A 19,801-nucleotide genomic window follows, 5' to 3' on the forward strand; every position below is an offset into this window, starting at 1 on the left:
CCCCCCCCCCCCCCCCCCCCCCCCCCCCCCCCGACTCTCAACAGTCGTAATACAGCCGGAACTCCCAGGGGTGGGGGCGGAGGCGGATGGCGTCGACCTCGCGTAGCCGCTTGTAGCTGATCCAGTCCTCGAGCAAGCCCTCGGTGAACACGTCGCCGGCGAGCAGGAACTCGTGGTCGGCTTCCAGCGCGGCCAGTGATTCCTCCAACGAGCCTGGCACCGAAGGCACCTTGGCCAGCTCCTCCGGGGGCAGGTCGTACAGGTCCTTGTCGACCGGGGCGCCGGGGTCCAGCTTTCGGGCGATTCCGTCGAGGCCGGCCATCAGCATCGCCGCAAAGGCGAGGTGGGCGTTCGCCGACGGGTCGGGGCACCGGAACTCGAGCCGCTTGAGGGCAGGCTTGCGGCTGTAGACCGGGATCCGCACCGCCGCCGACCGGTTCCGCTGGCTGTAGACCAGGTTCACCGGCGCCTCATACCCTGGAACCAGCCGTCGGTACGAGTTGGTGGTCGGGGCAGCGAAGGCCAACAGCGCGGCGGCGTGGGTCAACAGGCCGCCGATGTAGTGCCGAGCCATGTCGGACAAGCCGGCGTAGCCCTTCTCGTCGTAGAACAGGGGCTTGCCGTCGAGCCACAGGCTCTGGTGAACATGCATCCCCGAGCCGTTGTCCTGGAAGATCGGCTTCGGCATGAACGTGACCGTTTTGCCGTAGAGGGTGGCGGTGTTCTTGACGATGTACTTGAACATCGTCACCTTGTCGGCTGTTGCCAACAGCGAACCGTAACGGATGTCGATCTCGGCCTGGCCCGCAGTACCCACCTCGTGATGCTGCACTTCGACGTCGATGCCGGCGTCGATCAGGCGTGCCGCCATTTCGGACCGCAGATCCTGAAAGTGATCGGTGGGAGGCACCGGGAAGTAGCCCTCCTTGTATCCCGGCTTGTAGCCGAGGTTCCCCCCGGGCTCGTCGGCGCCGGTATTCCAGGCCCCCTCGACCGAGTCGACCTCGTAGAAGCCGGAGAACTGGTTCTGATCGAACCTCACCGAGTCGAGGATGTAGAACTCGGCCTCCGGTCCCCAGTAGGACACATCGGCCAGACCGGTGGACTTGAGGTAGGCCTCCGCCTTCTGGGCGATGAAGCGCGGGTCCTTCTCATAGGGCTGGCCGGTGACCGGATCACGGACCCAGCAGTAAAGGATCAGGGTGCGTCGATCGCGGAACGTGTCTTCGACCGCGGTGTCCGGGTCGGGGACGAGCAGCATGTCCGACTCCTGGATCTCCTGGAAGCCGCGAATCGAGGAGCCGTCGAATCCGAACCCCTCGGTGAACGCCTCCTCGTCGACCTGGCTCACCGGAACCGTGAAGTGCTGCACCTGGCCGGGGAGGTCGATGAACCTGAGATCGACGAACTCGTACGCGCCTTCCGCCAGCATCTTCACCACGTCTTTGGGTGACGCCATTGACCGACTCCTTCCGTTCCCTGGTGCGACGAGCCTTTGTAGTTCAAGCTCGTTTCCCGACGGTTGCCGATGTGTGAACACTCTGTTTCGTGCCCGCCCCCACCTTCTCAACCGGAGGCGCCCCCCGTACGATGACCCGCCGGGAGGTCAAATGGGCAAGCAAGAGGAATACGTTCTCCGCACCGTCGAAGAGCGCGGCATTCGCTTCATCCGGCTGTGGTTCACCGATGTCCTCGGGTTCCTCAAGTCGTTCGCCATCACCCCCGCCGAGCTGGAGACCGCGTTCGACGAGGGAATGCAGTTCGACGGCTCGGCGATCAATGGATTCTCCCGGGTGCAGGAGGCGGACATGCTGGCGCACCCGGACCCGACCACCTTTCAGATCCTCCCCTGGCGTTCGGACCAGGCGGGGGTGGCCCGGATGTTCTGCAACATCACCACTCCTGACAACGAGCAATTCGAGGGCGATCCCCGGTCGGTGCTGCAACGCAACCTGCAGCGAGCGGCCGACCTGGGCTACTCGTTCATGGTGGGGCCCGAGGTGGAGTACTTCTACTTCGCCGACGCGGGGCCGGTGCCGCAGACCCTCGACCGCGGCGGCTACTTCGACCTGACCCCCCTCGACGTCGCCCAGGAGTACCGGCGCCGGACGATCATGGCCCTCGAAAATCTCGGTATCCCGGTGGAAGCCTCACATCACGAGGTCGCCCCCAGCCAGCACGAGCTCGACCTGCGGTACACGGATGCCCTCACCATGGCCGACAGCTTCATGACCACCCGACTGGCGGTGAAGGAGGTGGCCATGGAGCACGGGATCCATGCCACCTTCATGCCCAAGCCGATCGAAGCAGTCGACGGCAGCGGGCTCCACCTTCACCTGTCGCTGTTCGAAGGCGACCGCAACGCGTTCCACGAGGCCGGGGCGGAGTATGGGCTGTCGAAAGTCGCCAGGGGCTTCATCGCCGGGCTGCTCCACCACGGACGGGAGATCACCGCGGTCACCAACCAGTGGGTGAATTCCTACAAGCGGTTGGTGTCGGGGTTCGACGCCCCGGTGTGGATCACCTGGGCCCGCAACAACCAGTCGGCGCTGGTGCGGGTGCCGACGCCGAAGAAGGGCAAGCCGGCAAGCACGCGCATCGAATACCGATCCCCCGACCCGGCTTGCAACCCGTACCTGGCGTTCTCGGTGATCCTCGCCGCCGGCCTCGCCGGGATCGAGGGCAATTACGACCTTCCGCCGGAAGTGGCATCGAACGTCAAGGGCATCACCCCGGAAGAACTGGCGGCAAACGGGGTCAATCGAATCCCCGACAACCTGGCCTCGGCGCTCGACGCCATGGAGGGCTCGGAACTGGTTGCCGAGGCATTGGGCGAGCACCTGTTCGAGTGGTTCCTGCGGAACAAACGTGTCGAATGGGACAGATACCAGCGTCACGTGAGCCGGTACGAACTCGAGGAGTACCTGCCGATCCTCTAGATCCCGCCGCTCGACACGGGGTCCCGGCGAGAGAAACAGTTGACGCACCGCCGTAGGAAGCCGACAGTCATTTACAGTCGACCCTGAGATACCAAATGCACGCTGCCGTCTACCCCCTCCAGCCTTCCGCCGAGTTGCTGCGCGGCCTGGCCGACGCCGGTTTCAGGGCGACGCCGGTGGCTGATGCAGCCGCGGTCGCCGAATCCGCACCGGAAGAAGGATGGTCGCTGATCGTCGTGGAACTCGGCGACGATCAGCTCGCCGGACTGGCCGCCTCCCGGCGCATCCGCGACGAGGGCTCGGCTCCCGTCCTAGTCGTCATCCCGCGACCCGTATCCCTCGATCTGGCGGGGGGCGACTTCGACGACTTCATCGTTTCCCCCTTCGACCCATCGGAGCTGGCTGCTCGGGCGAATCGCCTGGCAGTGCCTGCGTTGGGCACCGGCTCAGAAGAGGTCATCTGTTTCAAGGACCTGGCCTTGAACCTCGCCACCTACCAGGCGACCGTGGGCGCCGAACCGGTCGACCTGACCTACATGGAATACGAACTGCTGCGGTTCTTCGCCACCAACCCGGGCCGGGTGTGGTCTCGTGAGCAATTGCTAAGCCGGGTCTGGGGCTACGACTACTTCGGCGGCGCCCGCACCGTCGATGTTCATGTGAGGCGACTGCGGGCGAAACTCGGCGAGGAACGCTCATCGTGGATCACAACCGTCAGGAGCGTTGGCTACCGGTTTGGTTGACCGGGGTGGTGGGGGACGAAGGTCCAGTGAACTACGCCGGAGCCGTTGCGCATCCCGTCCCCCGACCCGCGCCACTTGAATCCAGGTATCTCCGAGTGGAACCGAAACCATTCGGCGGCCCTCACGCTGAACTTCCATTGCCTGCCATCGCCGAACAACACCCACACTCCACTCGACCCCGTCGAGCCCACCACCGAGGCAAGAAGGGCGAGCAGGATGACACCGACCAGCAGCAGATTCACCGAGAAGGCAACGAATTCGGACGCCACCACCACCGCCGCTCCAGCGAAGGTGAGCAGCCACCTCAGCCAATCCCATCCGCCGTTGTCGACCCGAATCGCCACCACCTCGTCGAGCGGTGCCGACGCCACCACATGGATCGCCCGACCGCCGATCCCCGGGCGCCGGAACACCACCAGATGAGATTGGGTGATGCCGAGTGCCTTGCGGCCTCCGCGAGGGTGGGGGGAAGCCCGACGAATGATCCGCCACTCCAGAACCCTCCCGACGACGAGGGCTATCGCCGCCCCCGCCACGGCCAGCAGCCGGCCCGAGCCCACGTCGAACATGCTGTGGATCGCCAGGCCGCCGAACAGCCCTCCGACCAGCCATGCCCAGTTGTTGTGAAACCGGTCGGGCGAAACGGTCCGCACCGAGATACCCGCCAGCAGGGCACCGAGACCACCGGCCAACTCCCGAGGCCGCGCCATCACGGGAACACCTCGACCTTCGCGCCGTCGAGTCGGCGAAGACGGTCACGATGCATCCGCACCCCGTAGAAGAACGCCAGCAGCATCAGCACAAGGTAAGTGACCGTGACCCCGGGGCGAATCGAGTCGAAGGGATCGAATTCAGGCAAGGACGCGAGCTGTGCGTCGAAGATCTCACCGACTAGATCGTGGGATACGCCCTCGAATCCGATTCCGAATACGTACGCCCGATTTGCGCCGTAGACCCACTTCTTCACGCCGGAGTCGGATGCCACCTCGAGGGTCACCGACGCGCTCGCCACTTCCTCGAACTCCCGCGTCCAGCTCAATCTCCACTCTTCCATGGTTCTCCGCAGTCGTCGGGCACCCGCGAGCGGATTCGCCAGCTCGTTCCCGGTATAGAAGAGGCCCACCGCCACCCTCGCCGAATCCTTCTCCCAGACGTGGACCCAGCCCGATACCGATGGAAGCACTGAGAAGTTCGGTCGAACCAGGTCGGCGTTCGCTCCGACCAGGGCATCGTCCAGGGGCCCCTCGAACACCAGTACCCAACCCGGCTCCCCGAGGTCCTCGATGATCTCCTGGCTTGGTTGACGCGTCTCGGCACATCCCGAAAGCAGGGCGGACATGGCAACGAGACCCGCCAGAAGGCGGACTCCTTGACCCTTGGTCGCCAGTCTCATCAGCAAAGGGTACCGACCGTTTCGCCCTCCGCAGATGGTGCGCTGGTCATGGGGGAATCCGCCTGGCGGATGGGCACTGTGGCGGGATCGGGGTACGGTGAACCCATGGATATCCAGCGGTTCTTGACGCGGGCAGCCCCCAGGCCCGACGCCGTCGCGATGGCTCGAGACCACTGGTCGGGGTATCGACGGTGATCGTGGCCATCATCGGCCCGATCTTCGCCGTCACCTGACCTGCCGGGTGGTCAGCCGCCCGTCGTGCGGAGCATCCAGGCGGTCTTCTCGTGGATCTCGACGCGCCCGGTCGCGAGATCGACGGTGGCGATATCTCCGGCCGGTTCGGCCCTGTCGACCACAGCCCGGGCGGTACGAGCCACAGTCTCGTGGCCGGCGGCGAGGTCCCGCACCATGTCGAGCGCCTCGGGGATCTTCTCGGCCTCCTCGATCGAGGTGAGCTCGCCAAATGCCTTATACGACGCCGGAGCGGGCCGCCCGAGAGCGCGGATGCGCTCGGCGATCACGTCGACGGCATCCCGCAACTCGAGGTACTCGGTCTCGAACATGGCATGAAGTGCAGGGAACATCGGCCCGGTGACGTTCCAGTGATAGTTCTGAGTCTTCAGATATAGGGTGTAGCTGTCTGCCAACAGCACCGAGAGCGCATCGGCTATCTCGATCCTCGCGCCCTCCTCGATGTCGAAGCTCATGAAACCTCCCCCGTTGCTTGGGCTCAACCTATCTCACCCCGGCCTCCGGGGGGGGAGTACGGGAACCCTCCGGGTTCCTTGGGAAGGGGGGCGGCTGACCCTGCGAGCAGGACTGGTCCCGTGTCTTGAAGAGGGTGGTTTGACCGCACGCTGCCTCCGGGCCCCCTCCGTCACCGCCGAAGACGGCAGGGGAGGACGCCCTTGTTCGCCCAATCCGCCGGTAAGGTCGGCCCATGAGCGAGAACGCCGATGGCGGGCCCCTCAGCAGTGAGGACATGATCGAACGCGCCAGGGGCCGACAGACTGCATCGAGCGAGAGCCTGATCGAGCAGGCGAAGAACGCAGTCGCCGAGACGCCGGACATCGGTCTCGAAGAGATCGAGATTTCGATCCCGGTCGCCGAGAACTTCCCGAAGCCGCGGCCAACCATCCAGACCGGTCGGCCGCGCCGGGTCGTGCGTCCACCCGCCCGGCTGCCCCAGGGCCCGATCTCGACGGACAAGGCACCCCGTGCCCTGGTGATCGCGGTTGCAGTGTTGATCCTGCTGATCGCGGTCGGAGTCGTCGTCGCCGCACTGACCGCCGTGCCGTAAGGCCTAGTGCAGGCCGTCCGACGGGGCGGTGTACTCGATCTCGATCTCGTCCCAGACGTGGATCGGCATCCCCACCTTCACCCGCGCCGCCTCGAGGTCGTACCCGCCCTCTTCGGCCCATGGCCGCAAAAAGTCCATGTCCCAGGTGGGCACTCGTATGCAACCGTGCGACGCCGGGTAGTTGGGGACGCTGGGATATCCATGGATTCCGTAGTTCCACTCACCGTGCTGCCCGCGGTACCAGATGAACTTGTAGATCGACCACTCACCGGGCCGGGGCGACCAGCCTCGGCCATACCGATGCTCCCCGATGAAGGCGCTTCCCTCCTCGAGCCTGGCCGTGCGCGGAGTCACGCTGGAGTTGCAGCCATCTTCGGTCCGGCAACCCACCGTGCCGCGGCCGGCCCCGGTACTCACCGGCATGATCGCTTCGACCTTCCCTTGCTCGACCAGATAGAGCACCTGATGGCCGATGTCGACCTCCACCCGATCGGGTTGATCCTCACGCAAGGTCGGGGGGCGGGGGACGAACGCCCGGAGGAGGTCCCAGTCCTCGGCAACCCAGTCCAACGGCGGGGGATTGGCGATCCAATCTGCTCGGGCGGTGGCCGGATTGGTGTGTGCCGGGCCGGTCAGTTTGTGAAAGGTGACGACGGCGTACTGGGTCTTGGCGTCGTACACCCCGCTCATCGGCCCGCGATAGAGCTTCCGCTCGGTCAACAGCCATTGGAGGGTGAACACCGACCAGGTGGCGTCGCCGGGGCACAGGTCGCCGTCGCGACGAACCTCGGCGGGAACCTCACACGGGTTGCGTCGCTCGGTCCAGTCGATCGGGAGCGTTCTGCCGGCCAGGGTGGAACCGGGGTGAAGCCCGTTCGAGTAGACAGCAACCGCCCCGAGGTCGCCCGAAGCGGGGGCAGGCACCAGGGTGATAGCCAGCATGGCGACGGCGACGACGATCCCGCCGCGGGAGGTAGCCGCCTCTAGACGCCTCGCCGCCAATTGAACCTCCTCGAAAAGCTGAGGGTAATCGATCGGCCCTCACCCCAACCAGGTTGAGTCACAACGGCACGACGTTGGCCGCAACGATGCCTCGCCGACGATAAGCACCCCGCGTGTCGAAAACGACGTCGACGGCTCCAGCGATCGCCTGCAGGTCGAACAAGTCGTGATCGGCGAGAATCACCGCAAGTGCGCATCCCTCGGGGAGGGCATCGACCCGGGCGATTCCGAGGCCCTCGATCTCGGCGTCCTCCACCAAAGGGTCCCACGCGACCACCTGTGCCCCCCGGCGGGTCAACTCGCCGATCACGTCGAGGGCCGGCGACTCACGGGCATCGCCCACCCCGGACTTGTAGGCCAGGCCCACCGCGAGCACCTTTGTCGAGTACACCGGCAGACCACGATCGTTGAGGATCTCTGAGATCCGGTTGGCGACGTACTCGGGCATGCGGGCATTGACCTCCTCGGTGAGGTCGATGAATCGCGTGGCGAATCCGGCCTCCTTTGCCCGCCAGGCGAGATACTGCGGGTCGAGCGGGATGCAATGGCCGCCTACGCCGGGCCCGGGATAGAAGGGTTGGAAGCCGAATGGCTTGGTGGCCGCCGCATCGATCACTTCCCAGATGTCCACATCGATCTCATGGGCCAGCGCAGCCATCTCGTTGACGAGGCCGATGTTGACTGCGCGATAGGTGTTCTCGAGCAGCTTCGCCATCTCGGCGACCCTGGCCGATGAAACCGGGTGGACCGCATCGACCATCCGCCGGTACGCCGCGGCGGCGACCCTGCCCGACTCGGCACTGACCCCGCCGACCAGCTTCGGGATCGATCCGATGCCATGACCTGACCCCGGGCTGACGCGCTCGGGTGAAAACGCGACAAAGACGTCGGAGTCGAGAACCAGGCCCCCCTTAGTGGCCGCCGGCACCAGCAGGTCCTCGGTGGTACCCGGGTAGGTGGTGGACTCCAGCGCGACGAGGGTTCCGGCATGGACCACTCTGCTCACGGTCCCGGCGGCTGCCTCGATGAAGGAGAGATCGGGCTGACGATGCCGGTTGAGCGGGCTGGGGACGCAGATGAAGAGTGCATCGGCTTCCCGCAGACGAGACTCGTCGTCGGTGATTTCGAGCCCCCCGGCAAGGGCGGCCGCCAGCGATTCGGCGGATACATCCTCCACGGGCGAGTCGCCGGCTCGAATCCGCTCGACCACCTTCGTCGAGATGTCGAATCCGATCACGCGCAGGCCTCGCTCGACGGCGTTCACCGCCAAAGGGAGCCCCACGTAGCCGAGGCCGATCACACCGGCGGTCCACGCCTGCTGCTCGAAGAAATCGACTCGGTCGGAAATGGCCCGCTCCTCCTCGCCGTGACTCTACGGGACATCTCGGAGGAGCCCTTCGGGCTCCCGCTTCCTGATTCCCGCCTCCGGCAAGACCGCCCTGCCCCTATGAGCGGCGCAGTCAGACGATCGGGGGGCGGCCGAGGCGGAGCATCCGCCACGCCGTCCGCCACCTCATCGGGGCGCGCGCTCCCGCCGGGTCCGTGAACCCCGCCCGATATCCGCGGCGCAGGGCGCCGAGATCGCTCCACGATCGGACGGTGCCGAGCGACAGAAGCCCTCGCACCATCAGATACACGACAGCCAGCGGCACCGGCAGTCGGCGGCGTGACAGCAGCACCCGGTTGCGGGCAGTGCTGTAGATCGCACCGCTTCGCTGGCTCAAAGAAACGACCGGGTGGACCACCTCGAGGTTCCCGGAGTACCGGATGTCGTAGCCGGCATCGAGCAGACGCCAGGCGAGGTCGGTCTCTTCGAGGGCGTAGAAGAACTCCTCCGGAAACCCACCGACTTCGTCGATCACCGACCGGCGGATTGCGCAGGCCCCTCCCAGGAAGGTGGTCACGCGCGCCGTCCGCCGCGACCGCGCCTTCCACAGCATGGGAATGTGCTTCGAGATCACCCGCCCGGACTCGTCGACGATGCGGAATGAGATGACGGCGAGTCGAGGGTCGGCTTCGAAAGCGGCCGCCGCCTCGCTGATGACACTCGTCGCGCCATAGCGGGCGTCGTCGTCGAGAAAGAACACGACATCTTCGTTGGCCGCACCCCAACCCAGATTCCGCCCGGAAGCAACGCCGACGTTCTCCGGCGACACGACCACGGTGGCGTGACCGCGGTCCGGGGTTGGAATGCAGCCATTTCCCACGAGGATGAGCTCGGCCTGGGGGCCGGTCTGCGTCCGAATCGATTCGATCGCCGATCGCAAGGCGTCAGGGCGATCACACATCGTGAGCACGACCACGGATGCGCTGGTCATCGGAGGCGGTCGGAGGCAAGCACCGACACCAGATGGCCCACCGCGACGAGGGCCGCCACTGTCACCATCGCCGTCACCAGCCACTGGCTCGCCGCCAGATCGGATCTCACCGCGTCGAACACCGCCGCCACCAGGATGAGCGTGCTCGCCTCGACGGCTCCGGTGATCCGATGCAGGGGAACGAAGTCGGCGATCCGCCGCAGAAGCCTGAGAGCAGGCGCCCGGATGCGGGACCCCTCGTCACCGATAGCCGGCATGCCCGATTTCGCCCGGGCGGCGTCGACCAGGTCCGTTTCGATCCGGGCGAGCACCGCGGCGAGGGCGGCTCCCAGACCCACGGCCAACCAGACGGAGTCGTCACCTCCACCCGCACGCCAGCCGAGGCCAACGAGAAGCGTCGCCTCGACCAGGTAGTGGGAGATGCGGTCGAGGTACACGCCGCGCGGGCTCTCGGTCGAGTTCCAACGGGCTACCTCGCCATCGACACAATCGAGCAACAGATACAACTGGACGCCGACGAACGCCCCGATGGCCGGCCACACCCCGCCGACGAACAGGAGGGTGGAACCCGCCAGGCCCACGGCCAGCATCAGGAGGGTGACTCCATCGGCGCTCAAGCCAAGGGAGAGCGCCGCCCGGGTGAAGTAGATCGACAGCCCCCGCATGTACAAGCGGCCTGCCCAGTGTTCGTCGCTCCGCCGGCCGACGATGCTCGCCGGCTGGCAGACGCGGCGCAGCTCAGCGATCGAAGGCTTCGATGAACGCATCGACTCGCTGCCTTGTCTCGACGGCATCCAATTCCAGTCTTTCGAGGATGGTGAACCTTCCCGGCCGGGTCTCCGGTGCGGCAAGGACGACCGCGGTGAATTGCTCCGCGTCGAGTCCGATGTCCGCGGGCAGCCGGGGCACCTGATTGCGGGTGAAGCATTCATCGATGTCCTGCAGCCGGGCGTCGTCACGGAGGAACGAAGCGAACATCGCGCCGACCGCGGCCTGCTCCCCGTGGAGCGCCAGTCCCGGGTGCAGCCGGTCGATCGAATGGCTGATCTCGTGGCACGCCCCGCTGCACGGCCTGCTGGTGCCGGCCGCCGTCATCGCCAGCCCGCTGACGATGAGGGCGTCTGCGAGGGCCTCGAGCCCCACCTGGTCCGGTGGGGTACGCGGCTCGTGCAGGATCGACAGAGCGGCCGCAGTTGCCATCGCGGCTGCCAGCCCGTCAAACGGCTCGTCGGTCACGTCCCGGGCCATGACCCAGTCGGCGACTGCAGACAGATTGGAGACCACCTCTCCGATGCCGGACCTCGCATGGCTCAGGGGGGCGGACCGCACGAGGTCGAGATCCACCACGACCGCGATCGGGGGTTGCACCCCGTAGGACCCCTTCCACCCGTTGTCCTCGAGCGCCGCCACCGGTGAGGCAAGTCCGTCGTGGGTCAAGGTCGTCGCCACCGAAACGAAGGGGAGGCCCACCGCGGTGGCGGCCCACTTGGCGACATCCAGGGATCCGCCGCCGCCGATGCCAACGAGAGCCTCGAACTGCTTTCCCCTGAGCAGGTCGGACAGTTCCCGGGCGGACGCCAGGCTTCCACCGTCGACTTCGAAGACTGGGGCCGACAGGGAGGCCTCGACGCTCGATCGGACCTCCGCCCCGACTCCGGAACCCACCGCCACCGCGATCCGGCCGGTGGTCGCGATACGCCGGTCAGCCAGCAAGTCGGCCAACCCGGCGACGGCGCCGGCCCGCACATCCACCATCAGCGGCCCGGCGAGGACGCGCGCTAAGAGTGCCATTTCATCATCTTCGCCCGTTCGAGGTCTTCCGGCGTGTCTATTTCGATCCAGGGGAGATCGCCCACCTCTACCCCGTACACCCCGTGGGCGCGGGCAAAGTCGCCGATGCCATCCTCGTAGTAGAGCGAGCCGTCCTTTCTCCATGCCTGCTCGAGGCACGCCACAAACGGGGCGATCGCTTCAGGGGCGAGCCGAGCGATGCCGACGTACTCACCGTGGGCCTGCTCCGGATGGAGGCCCTTCGAAATGCCGGTGAGCCACCCGGATGAGTCGAAGGTGACTTTCATCTCCTCGTCGGCCAGCGCCTTCTTCGAGTCGATCGCCAGCGCTAGGCCGGCGGGCGGGGCGTCTATCAGCCGCCGCATTGCGGTATCGGTGACGAGGGTGTCGCCATTGGCCACCAAGCAGTCCCCACTGATCCCACCCAAGCCCAGCCACAGCGAATGGGCGTTGTTGAGGACCGCATGATCGGGGTTGTCGATCAACTCGATCTCGAGCCCGTAGTGCGACTCGAGGCTGCTACGGCGCCGGCCCACCTCCTCGGACGCGTGCCCGACGACCAAACGGACCCTTGAAACTCCAGACTCGGCGAGCACCCCCAGCACGTGGTCGAGCACCGTCCGCCCGCCGCCTAGATCGAGAAGGGTCTTGGGGAGGTCGCGGGTGAACGGCAGAAGTCGCCGCCCCTGACCGGCGCAAAGGACTACCGCCTGCGAAATCGACTCGATTCGGGGCTCCTCGGTCACGGCAAGAGGCTAGGGCAGGGCAGGGGGCAGGTCGCAGGTGGCAGGTGGCAGGTGGCTCCTGATCGGCTCTTGGTTCTTGACTCTTGGCTCTCCTTCAGTCGTCGTCCTCGTCGCCCCCGCCCGTCCAATCGATGTACGCCCTGACGACGTCATCGGGGGTTCCGTCCGCCATGAGCCGTCCCTCGTCGAGCCATATGGCCCGGGTGCACACCCGATCGATCTGCTTGAGGTTGTGACTCACGAGGACCACGACCTTGGCGTTCGCGCGTAGCTCTTCGATGCGCTTCAGGCTCCGCCGCCTGAAGTCGCGGTCCCCGACCGCAAGCACCTCATCGACCAGCAGGATCTCGGGTTCCATCGATGTCGCGATCGCGAAATGAAGGCGCGAACGCATGCCGGACGAATAGGTTCGGAGTGGCCGGTCGATCGCCCGACGCAACCCGGCGAAGTCGACGATGGAATCGAAGCGAGACTCGGATTCGGCGCGGGTCATTCCCAGCGCCATGCAGCCGAGGAGGATGTTGCGCGCTCCAGACAGCTGACCATCGAGCACCGCCCCCACGCCCAATAGAGTCGGCTCACCCCGCACCCGGATCGACCCCGCCGACACGGGCTGCAGACCAGCGATGGCACTCAGCAATGAGCTCTTCCCCGACCCGTTGGCTCCGATGAGACCCAGGATCTCACCGGTCTCGACCGTGAAGGACACGTCTTTCACGGCCTCGACCTGGGTGTGCTCACGCCGCCGACGACGCACGGTGATCTGCTCACGCAGGCTGGGGCGGCGGTCGAGGTACACCCGGTAGGTCACGCTGGCGTCCTTTACCTCGATGGCCGTCATCGGCTCATTCACGGCCGTAGTCCCGCTCGCGTCGCTGGAACCAGACGTAGCCGACGACGGGCGTGATCAACGCCCAGGAGAAAGCGCTGATGACGAGCAGGCGGGTCACCGGCATGTCCATCACCGCCCACCGATACAGCGAGATGTAGTCGAGCAGGGGATTCAGGTTCGCCAGCGCCCGTACGGTCCCATCCTGGACGAATCGCTCGACCAGAAACAGGACTCCCGAGAAGTAGAAAGCCATCCGGAACAGGAAGTCGAGAATGTTCTCGAAGTCACGGAAGTAGAAGGTGATGCGTGCGGCGATGAAGGCGGCCCCCACCACGAACAGGGTCTGGAGCCCGAAGATCGGCAGTATCAGGAGCCATCGCAGCGACAGCGTTTCCCCGGTGAGGAGCGCTACTGCCAGCATCACGATTGCCGGGGCCAGGAACGCCGCAGCTTCCGACGCGGTGACCGCTATGGGAAGCGTGGCCCTGGGGAAGGCGATCGACTGGATCAGTCCGCGGTTGCTGATCAGAGATCGCGCCGCACCGACTATCGACTTGCGCATGTACTGGAAGGCGAAGATGCCGATGGCGAGGAAAGGCAGAAAGTTGCCCACCCCGCGGTCGATCTCCAGTATCAGGCCGAAGATGATGTAGTAGACGAGCACCTGCCAGGCCGGGTTGAGCAGGTGCCAGACGTTTCCGAGCACCGTGTCCATCTGCTGGCTGTGCAGATTCGACACCGCCGCAAACATCACGAAGTGGCGGCGAGACCACAGCCGAAGCAGGTCCTCCCGGATCGGTCGGCGCCGCGACGGATCTTGTAGCTCGCCGCCGAGCAACCCCCCGTCCGATGGCCCGTCCGACGACTGCCCGATCGGTTCGCTCATCTAGCCGAACTCGATGCCCTGGGCGAGCGGCAGGTCGCTGCTCCAGTTGACCGTGTTGGTCTGGCGACGCATGTACGCCTTCCAGGAGTCCGACCCCGCTTCCCGACCCCCACCGGTCTCCTTCTCACCGCCGAAGGCGCCACCGATCTCGGCGCCGGAGGTGCCGATGTTGACGTTGGCAATTCCGCAATCCGATCCCTCGGCCGAGAGGAACAACTCCGATGCCCGCAAGCTGTTGGTGAATATGGCCGAAGACAAGCCCTGCCGAACCCCGTTGTGGACTGCAATCGCATCGTGAACGTCGGTCGCTTCGATGACGTAGAGGATGGGGGCAAAGGTCTCCTCCTGAACGATCGGCGCATCGCGGTCGATCTCGATGATGGTCGGCTCCACGAAGTGGCCGTTCAACCCAGGCACTTCGGCCCGGCCCCCACCGTGGAGGACCTTGCCGCCCTGGTCCTTGGCGATCTCGACGGCCGCCAGCATCTCGTCAACCGCGCCCTTGTTGACCAGCGGACCCATCACCGTCGAGGGGTCGAGGGGGTCGCCGATGCGCACCTGGGAGTAGGCATCGACAAGGCGTTTGATGACGTCGCCCTTGATCCCTGACTCGACGATCATCCGCCGGATCGAGGTGCACCGCTGCCCGGCGGTACCGACTGCCCCGAACAACACCGCCCTGGTCACCAGCCCCGGGTCGGCGTCTTCGAGCACGACCACCGCATTGTTCCCCCCCAACTCGAGTAGCGACCTCCCGAGACGCTTGGCGACCGCGATTCCCACCTTCTCGCCCATGTTGCACGATCCGGTAGCCGAGATCAGCGGGATCCGTCGGTCGTTGATGAGCAAGTCGCCGACCTCGCTCCCCTTGCCGACCGCGAGGTTGAAGACGCCTTCGTAACCGGAGCCGGCCATGACCTCATCACAGATTCGGGTGACGGCGATCGCCGTCAGCGGGGTATGCGACGACGGCTTCCAGATCATCGTGTCGCCGCACACCGCAGCGACGAAGGCGTTCCACGACCACACCGCCACCGGGAAATTGAAGGCCGAGATCACGCCGATCGGGCCGAGCGGGTGCCACTGCTCGAACATCCGATGGCGTGGCCGCTCCGACGCCATGGTCAGCCCGTAGAGCTGCCGCGAAAGGCCGACGGCGAGGTCGGCCATGTCGATCATCTCCTGCACCTCGCCCTCACCCTCGGCGCGGATCTTCCCCATCTCCAGGGAAACCAGCGCAGCCAGGTGCTCCTTCTTGTGGCGGAGGGCGTTGCCAATCAGGCGCACGTACTCACCGCGCTTGGGAGCAGGCAGCATCCGCCAGCGCAGGAACGTCTCCTGGGCCGACGCAACGATCTGGTCGTAGTCGGCGGCCGAGGTCTGCACGACGGTGGCGATCTCGGTGGCCGTCGTCGGGTTCTCGACCGACAGGTCGGTGCCGGACGGAGCGATCCACCCGCCGGCGTACCCACCCGGATTGCTGTCGCCCAAACCGAGGGCGGCGAAGATCTCGTCTCTCGTCACAGGAACTCCAATCAGCGTGCGGCGATTACTTCGATCTCGACCTGGAAGCCGGCAGGGAGGGCGCCCACTTGGAAAGTCGAGCGAGCAGGGGGTTCTTCGCCGATGAATCGGACATACACCTCGTTCACCGCGGCGAAGTCGGCAATGTCGGCCAGGAATATCGTCGTCTTCACGATGTCGGCGAATCCAAGCCCGACGTCACCGAGGATCGCGCCGATGTTCTGCAGTACCTGCTCGGTTTCCGCGACGACGCCACCCTCGACCCGGTCGGTCGTGCCGTGCATGAAAGCGACCTGACCCGAGACGAACACGAACCCATTCGCCTCGGTGGCGATCGAGTACGCCCCGATTGCCTTGGGACCGCTGGTGATGTCGAGGATCTTCTTGGGCATGGTGGGCTCTCCGGGATCGTGTCGGGAACTGAAGCGTAGACCGCGGCAAAATGATCGACCCCAGCGTGCGGCAAAGTCGACAGGGCCCGATCCGACGACTCAGGGGCCAAGCAGATCCCAGCGGTTCCCGCAGATGTCGACGAAGACGGCCACCCGACCGTAATCCTCAGTGCGGGGTGAGGTCACGAATTCCACCCCTTCGGCAACCATTCGATCGTACGTCGCCCCGAAGTCCTCGACTCTGAGAAAAAAGCCAACTCGTCCGGCGACCTGCCCTCCCACCACGCGTCGTTGATGGTCACCGTCCGCACGAGCAAGCAGCAGACCTGTCTGGCCTCCGGCAGGTCGCACAACAACCCACCGTTTCGGTCGACCGTCGTTGGTAACGGAGGGCGAATCCTCCACTAGTTCGAAGTTGAGCACACTCACGAAGAACTCGATCGCAGGGTCGTAGTCGTCAACGACGATCGTGGCGAGATCCAAGAACGACATCGACGCAGTCTGCCACTACGCATACGAGCTCGTCGGCGTGATCACCGCCAAACCTAGGGCCGATCGTCGCACCTGGCATCAACACGGTCCCCAATCCTGAGACATTCAGACTCCCGGCGGACTTCCCGTTCGGATCTGTCTGAAACTGGGACCTCGCAGGCATTGGTGCTGTCCCTCGGCCAGCGTGGGGAAATATCATCAGTGCAGTCTGCGATAACCTCACCTCGTGCAACCTCACCTAGGTGCCCTGGTGTTGTTCACATCTGATCTCGAACGCACCCTCGCCTTCTACAGATGCATCGGCCTACCCCTGGAGGTCGATGATCATCAGGATGACGCAGGTCCCCTCCACTACGCCTGCGAGATTCAGGGCGTTCATTTCGCGCTCGTACCGGGCCTTGAGGACGGCCCAGCCCGCGGGTTTCGCACTTCAGGCTCTTCGTTTCCGGGCTTTGCCGTCAAGTCTGTAGGCGAGGTTGTCGAGGCCTTACGAGCAGGAGGAGCACGAGTGATCCAGGAACCGGCGCAGTATCCATGGGGACTCCGAGCCGTCGTGCAGGATCCCGACGGGCGCGCCATCGAGGTCTACACGCCTAGGTCCTGACCAAGAGACCGTCGAGGCTGGAATCTTCCCCTCGGCGGTCTTCATCGAGTCCCGACTGCGTGCACTCGATGCGGACCCGACCTGCCACCGCGTCGGTCTATCGCTGGACTCGGAGGGCCTCTCGGACGCGCTCGATGACGGCCCTGATCGCTACCTCGCTCCCGCGCAGCGCGTCTGGCCACTCCCTGACCCTCAGCCCCCAGAACTCGCGGGGTGTGAAGGGATAGCGCGGAATCAGGTGAACGTGCAGGTGGGGGACCTCGTCGCCGATGGTGACCGTATACACGTGTTCCGCGCCCTCCGAATGTCGGAGGGCGGCAGCAACACTGTTGATGGTCTTGCCGAGCGCGGCCGCCTCGTCGTCTCCGAGTTGGCCCCATCCAGCCACGTGCCGCTTGGGCTCGACGATCAGGTAGCCGAGGTACACATCCTCGAGGGCTGGCGGAAGGATGTGGCCCACGAAGACCAGACCATCTTCGAACGCCACGCCACCGGGAGCGGCCGCGCCCTGTCGATGCTTCTCGCAGACCAAACAGCCGTTGTCCGTTGGAGAGTCCACTCTGGTTCAAATCGTCGCAGACATCGGAGCGAACTGTCGACCAGGAGACAAGGTGCTCCCTTCGGCCAGCGTCCGTAAATGTCACCCGAGCCCCGTGTGCCCGCCGCGATTCGCTAGTCGACGGCAATCACGAACGCGGCTCCGAGCGCGAGGACCACGGTCACGCCAGCGGGCCACAGGTGTGCCGACTTCGAGTACGGCAAGGGCGGCTTGAGCCGTGTCTGTGGCAGACCGAGATGGGCTCGCACTGCATTGTCAAGTGCGACACCACGATCGCGATTCACTCGGGCTGTTTCGTGCCTAACTGAGTGAGTCCACAGCCACCACAGGTGACCGGCTGCAAACAGCCCTGCTCCGACAAACAGCAAGGCAACTTGGCCTGGTGTCGGGCTTAGGTCGCGTCCGGCGTTCGCCACAACGGCGAAGGAGGCCCAGACCGCCAGTGAGACACGCCATTCGATGTCGCGGCGCGCGAAGAACCGCTCCATCTCTTGTTGCTTCAGCCGAAGGGCTGCATCGACGCTTCGGCCAATATCCGCGCTGATCCCTTTCACGAACCACTCCCTTGCTTCCGACGATCATGGCACCCTCGCATCGCTCTCTGCTGAAAGGTCCTCGTTACGGCAGCGCCCCCTCGGAAAGGGCATGGCGCAACTCACATCTCGCTCCCACCTCCCACCTCCCGCCTCCCGCCTCCCGCGAGTGAAGACGCCAACGACGACCGGGACGCGTTCTGTCGTATTGCGAATTGCGAACCGCGGGTCGAGCGCATCGAGGACCCCGAATTGCTGGCGACTGATTGCGGTATGGTCCCGCCCATGGACCCGGTTCGGCGTTCCGCTCGGCCAGCACTCCGCAGCCCGCGAGCACTGCTGGCATGGGAAGGGTGGAACGACGCCGCCGATGCCGCCTCGGGAGCGGCCTCCTTCCTCCTCGGCCAGTTCGACGACGTCGAACCCTTTGCCACCATCGAACCCGAGGAGTTCTACGACTTTCAGGTACGCCGTCCGCAGGTCGAGGTCAGTGAAGGCGGTACCCGCCGCCTCGCCTGGCCGACGACCCGGGCGTATTCGCTCGAGATGGATCAGGGCGAGCACGACGCCATCGTCGTGGTCGGCGAAGAGCCCAGCCTGAGGTGGAAGACATACACCAGGTCGATCGGCCGCCTGCTCGCCGATGCCGACGCCGAGATGGTGGTGACGCTCGGGGCATTCATCGGGCAGGTCGCCCACACTCGCCCTGTCCCCCTCATCGGAGTGGCGACCGACCCGGCGCTCGTCGACCGTTATGGCCTGATCGCCTCGCGGTACGAAGGCCCCACCGGAATCATCGGGGTGATGCTCGAGGCCTGCCGGGAGATCGGCATCCCCGCCGTGAGCGTGTGGGCGGCAATCCCCCACTACCTGGCGGCGAATCCCAACCCGAAAGCGATGCTCGCCCTGCTCGGCAAGGCCTCGGAGATCATGGACATCCCATTCGACACCTCGGAACTCGAGGCCGTGTCGAGCGACTTCGAGGAGAAGGTCGATGAGGCAATGGCTGAGAACACCGAGTTCGTCGACTACGTGAACCGCCTGGAAGGCCAGGACGAAGACGCCGCCCCGATCGACCCCACCCGAAGCGACCACCTGATCTCGGAGATCGAGGACTTCCTGAAAGAGCGCTGATCGCTCGATGCCCCCTACCATGCCCGGCCGCAACACCCTGGAGGAACCGTGAAACTCCGCCTCTCAGCTCTCATCTGTTGCATCGCCCTTCTCGCCGCCGCCTGCGGCGATGACGATGCCACCGTGACTACGACCACCTCCGGTGGCGACATCGGGCCCATGGTCAGGTTCGGCAGCGGGGATCACCCGTTCTCGATCTCGTTCCCGGAGGACTGGGACAACGAGCGTGACAGCTTCGGTGCGGTCATCATCGTGTTCTCACCGCTGGCGGGGGACGACGACCAGTTCTCCGAGAATGTCAACGTCGTGGTCGAAGACCTTGCCGGCGCCGATCTGGACCTCGACGGGTATTTGGAGCTCGCGACCGAGCAACTGATCGACTTCATCCCCGACATCGATTTCGTGGAGCGTTTCACCGATCAGATGGACGAACAGCCGTCATGGGTGGTCGTGTACACCGGCTCTCAAGACGGCATCGAGTACAAGTGGATGCAGGAGATCGCCCTGTTCGAGGGCAGCGCCTACATCATCACCTACACCGGCGAGGCCGAGTTCGACACCTACCGCGCCCACGCTACGGCGATCTTCGACTCGTTCGACTTCGACGATTAGC

23 protein-coding genes are annotated in these 19,801 nt (G+C 65.4%); 6 read left to right on the plus strand and 17 right to left on the minus strand.

Annotated elements, in window-relative coordinates:
* Window positions 1–37 precede the first annotated feature (37 nt).
* Complete coding sequence (gene glnA / locus WD184_02740; GenBank protein ID MEX0825663.1) at window positions 38–1,459, minus strand: type I glutamate--ammonia ligase; 1,422 nt, start codon at window positions 1,457–1,459, stop codon at window positions 38–40.
* 151 nt (window positions 1,460–1,610) lie between these two features.
* Between glnA and WD184_02745 the strand changes: the two genes are divergently transcribed.
* Window positions 1,611–2,939, plus strand: a complete 1,329-nt coding sequence (locus WD184_02745) for a glutamine synthetase family protein (GenBank protein MEX0825664.1) — start codon at window positions 1,611–1,613, stop codon at window positions 2,937–2,939.
* A 95-nt stretch (window positions 2,940–3,034) separates the two neighbouring features.
* On the plus strand, window positions 3,035–3,682 hold the full coding sequence (locus tag WD184_02750; protein MEX0825665.1) for a response regulator transcription factor: 648 nt from the start codon (window positions 3,035–3,037) through the stop codon (window positions 3,680–3,682).
* Here WD184_02750 and WD184_02755 read toward each other — a convergent pair.
* From WD184_02755 to WD184_02765, 3 genes are all read right to left on the minus strand, one after another.
* Window positions 3,667–4,392: a hypothetical protein gene (locus WD184_02755; GenBank protein ID MEX0825666.1), complete on the minus strand. Its 726-nt coding sequence runs from the start codon at window positions 4,390–4,392 to the stop codon at window positions 3,667–3,669. The two genes, WD184_02750 and WD184_02755, sit on opposite strands and share 16 nt — an antisense overlap.
* Window positions 4,392–5,075 carry a hypothetical protein gene (locus WD184_02760; GenBank protein MEX0825667.1) on the minus strand — a complete coding sequence of 228 codons (684 nt, stop codon included), beginning with the start codon at window positions 5,073–5,075 and terminating at the stop codon, window positions 4,392–4,394. Before WD184_02760 ends, WD184_02755 begins: the two co-directional genes overlap by 1 nt.
* 245 nt (window positions 5,076–5,320) lie before the next feature.
* Window positions 5,321–5,782 carry a DNA starvation/stationary phase protection protein gene (locus WD184_02765; GenBank protein ID MEX0825668.1) on the minus strand — a complete coding sequence of 154 codons (462 nt, stop codon included), beginning with the start codon at window positions 5,780–5,782 and terminating at the stop codon, window positions 5,321–5,323.
* Between the two features lie 233 nt (window positions 5,783–6,015).
* Here WD184_02765 and WD184_02770 point away from each other — a divergent pair, with 233 nt between their 5' ends.
* Complete coding sequence (locus tag WD184_02770) at window positions 6,016–6,375, plus strand: hypothetical protein (GenBank protein MEX0825669.1); 360 nt, start codon at window positions 6,016–6,018, stop codon at window positions 6,373–6,375.
* A 3-nt stretch (window positions 6,376–6,378) separates the two neighbouring features.
* Here WD184_02770 and WD184_02775 read toward each other — a convergent pair whose 3' ends face one another.
* The 11 genes from WD184_02775 to WD184_02825 form a co-directional block, all read right to left on the minus strand.
* Entirely contained in the window at window positions 6,379–7,377 is a 999-nt protein-coding gene (locus WD184_02775; protein MEX0825670.1) for a L,D-transpeptidase, read from the minus strand.
* Window positions 7,378–7,435: 58 nt separating this feature from the next.
* Window positions 7,436–8,677, minus strand: coding sequence for a nucleotide sugar dehydrogenase (locus WD184_02780; protein ID MEX0825671.1), 1,242 nt, complete (start codon window positions 8,675–8,677; stop codon window positions 7,436–7,438).
* 160 nt (window positions 8,678–8,837) lie between these two features.
* Complete coding sequence (locus WD184_02785; GenBank protein MEX0825672.1) at window positions 8,838–9,695, minus strand: glycosyltransferase; 858 nt, start codon at window positions 9,693–9,695, stop codon at window positions 8,838–8,840.
* Window positions 9,692–10,462, minus strand: coding sequence for a CDP-alcohol phosphatidyltransferase family protein (locus WD184_02790; GenBank protein ID MEX0825673.1), 771 nt, complete (start codon window positions 10,460–10,462; stop codon window positions 9,692–9,694). The genes WD184_02785 and WD184_02790 overlap by 4 nt, the downstream gene beginning before the upstream one ends.
* On the minus strand, window positions 10,434–11,486 hold the full coding sequence (locus tag WD184_02795; GenBank protein MEX0825674.1) for an iron-containing alcohol dehydrogenase family protein: 1,053 nt from the start codon (window positions 11,484–11,486) through the stop codon (window positions 10,434–10,436). Before WD184_02795 ends, WD184_02790 begins: the two co-directional genes overlap by 29 nt.
* On the minus strand, window positions 11,474–12,232 hold the full coding sequence (locus tag WD184_02800; protein MEX0825675.1) for a phosphocholine cytidylyltransferase family protein: 759 nt from the start codon (window positions 12,230–12,232) through the stop codon (window positions 11,474–11,476). The genes WD184_02795 and WD184_02800 overlap by 13 nt, the downstream gene beginning before the upstream one ends.
* A gap of 94 nt (window positions 12,233–12,326) precedes the next feature.
* A complete protein-coding gene (locus WD184_02805) occupies window positions 12,327–13,073 on the minus strand; it encodes an ABC transporter ATP-binding protein (protein ID MEX0825676.1) in 747 nt (248 codons plus the stop codon).
* A gap of 4 nt (window positions 13,074–13,077) precedes the next feature.
* Window positions 13,078–13,950 (minus strand): hypothetical protein, encoded by an 873-nt coding sequence (locus WD184_02810; GenBank protein MEX0825677.1) that lies wholly within the window; start codon window positions 13,948–13,950, stop codon window positions 13,078–13,080.
* A complete protein-coding gene (locus tag WD184_02815; protein MEX0825678.1) occupies window positions 13,951–15,474 on the minus strand; it encodes an aldehyde dehydrogenase family protein in 1,524 nt (507 codons plus the stop codon).
* An 11-nt stretch (window positions 15,475–15,485) separates the two neighbouring features.
* Complete coding sequence (locus WD184_02820; protein ID MEX0825679.1) at window positions 15,486–15,866, minus strand: Rid family detoxifying hydrolase; 381 nt, start codon at window positions 15,864–15,866, stop codon at window positions 15,486–15,488.
* 99 nt (window positions 15,867–15,965) lie between these two features.
* Window positions 15,966–16,358, minus strand: coding sequence for a VOC family protein (locus WD184_02825; GenBank protein ID MEX0825680.1), 393 nt, complete (start codon window positions 16,356–16,358; stop codon window positions 15,966–15,968).
* A gap of 250 nt (window positions 16,359–16,608) precedes the next feature.
* Here WD184_02825 and WD184_02830 point away from each other — a divergent pair, with 250 nt between their 5' ends.
* Window positions 16,609–16,962 carry a VOC family protein gene (locus WD184_02830; protein MEX0825681.1) on the plus strand — a complete coding sequence of 118 codons (354 nt, stop codon included), beginning with the start codon at window positions 16,609–16,611 and terminating at the stop codon, window positions 16,960–16,962.
* A 97-nt stretch (window positions 16,963–17,059) separates the two neighbouring features.
* Here the strand turns inward: WD184_02830 and WD184_02835 are convergent, their stop codons facing one another.
* Together WD184_02835 and WD184_02840 are read right to left on the minus strand one after the other, a co-directional pair.
* On the minus strand, window positions 17,060–17,449 hold the full coding sequence (locus tag WD184_02835; protein ID MEX0825682.1) for an HIT family protein: 390 nt from the start codon (window positions 17,447–17,449) through the stop codon (window positions 17,060–17,062).
* Window positions 17,450–17,634: 185 nt separating this feature from the next.
* Entirely contained in the window at window positions 17,635–18,075 is a 441-nt protein-coding gene (locus WD184_02840; protein MEX0825683.1) for a hypothetical protein, read from the minus strand.
* Between the two features lie 264 nt (window positions 18,076–18,339).
* Here WD184_02840 and WD184_02845 point away from each other — a divergent pair, with 264 nt between their 5' ends.
* Entirely contained in the window at window positions 18,340–19,188 is an 849-nt protein-coding gene (locus tag WD184_02845) for a PAC2 family protein (protein MEX0825684.1), read from the plus strand.
* Window positions 19,189–19,236: 48 nt separating this feature from the next.
* Window positions 19,237–19,800 (plus strand): hypothetical protein, encoded by a 564-nt coding sequence (locus WD184_02850; protein MEX0825685.1) that lies wholly within the window; start codon window positions 19,237–19,239, stop codon window positions 19,798–19,800.
* Window position 19,801: the final 1 nt, after the last annotated feature.

The sequence above is a fragment of the Acidimicrobiia bacterium genome (genome assembly GCA_040878325.1).
GTDB lineage: Bacteria > Actinomycetota > Acidimicrobiia > Spongiisociales > UBA11373 > JAUYIV01.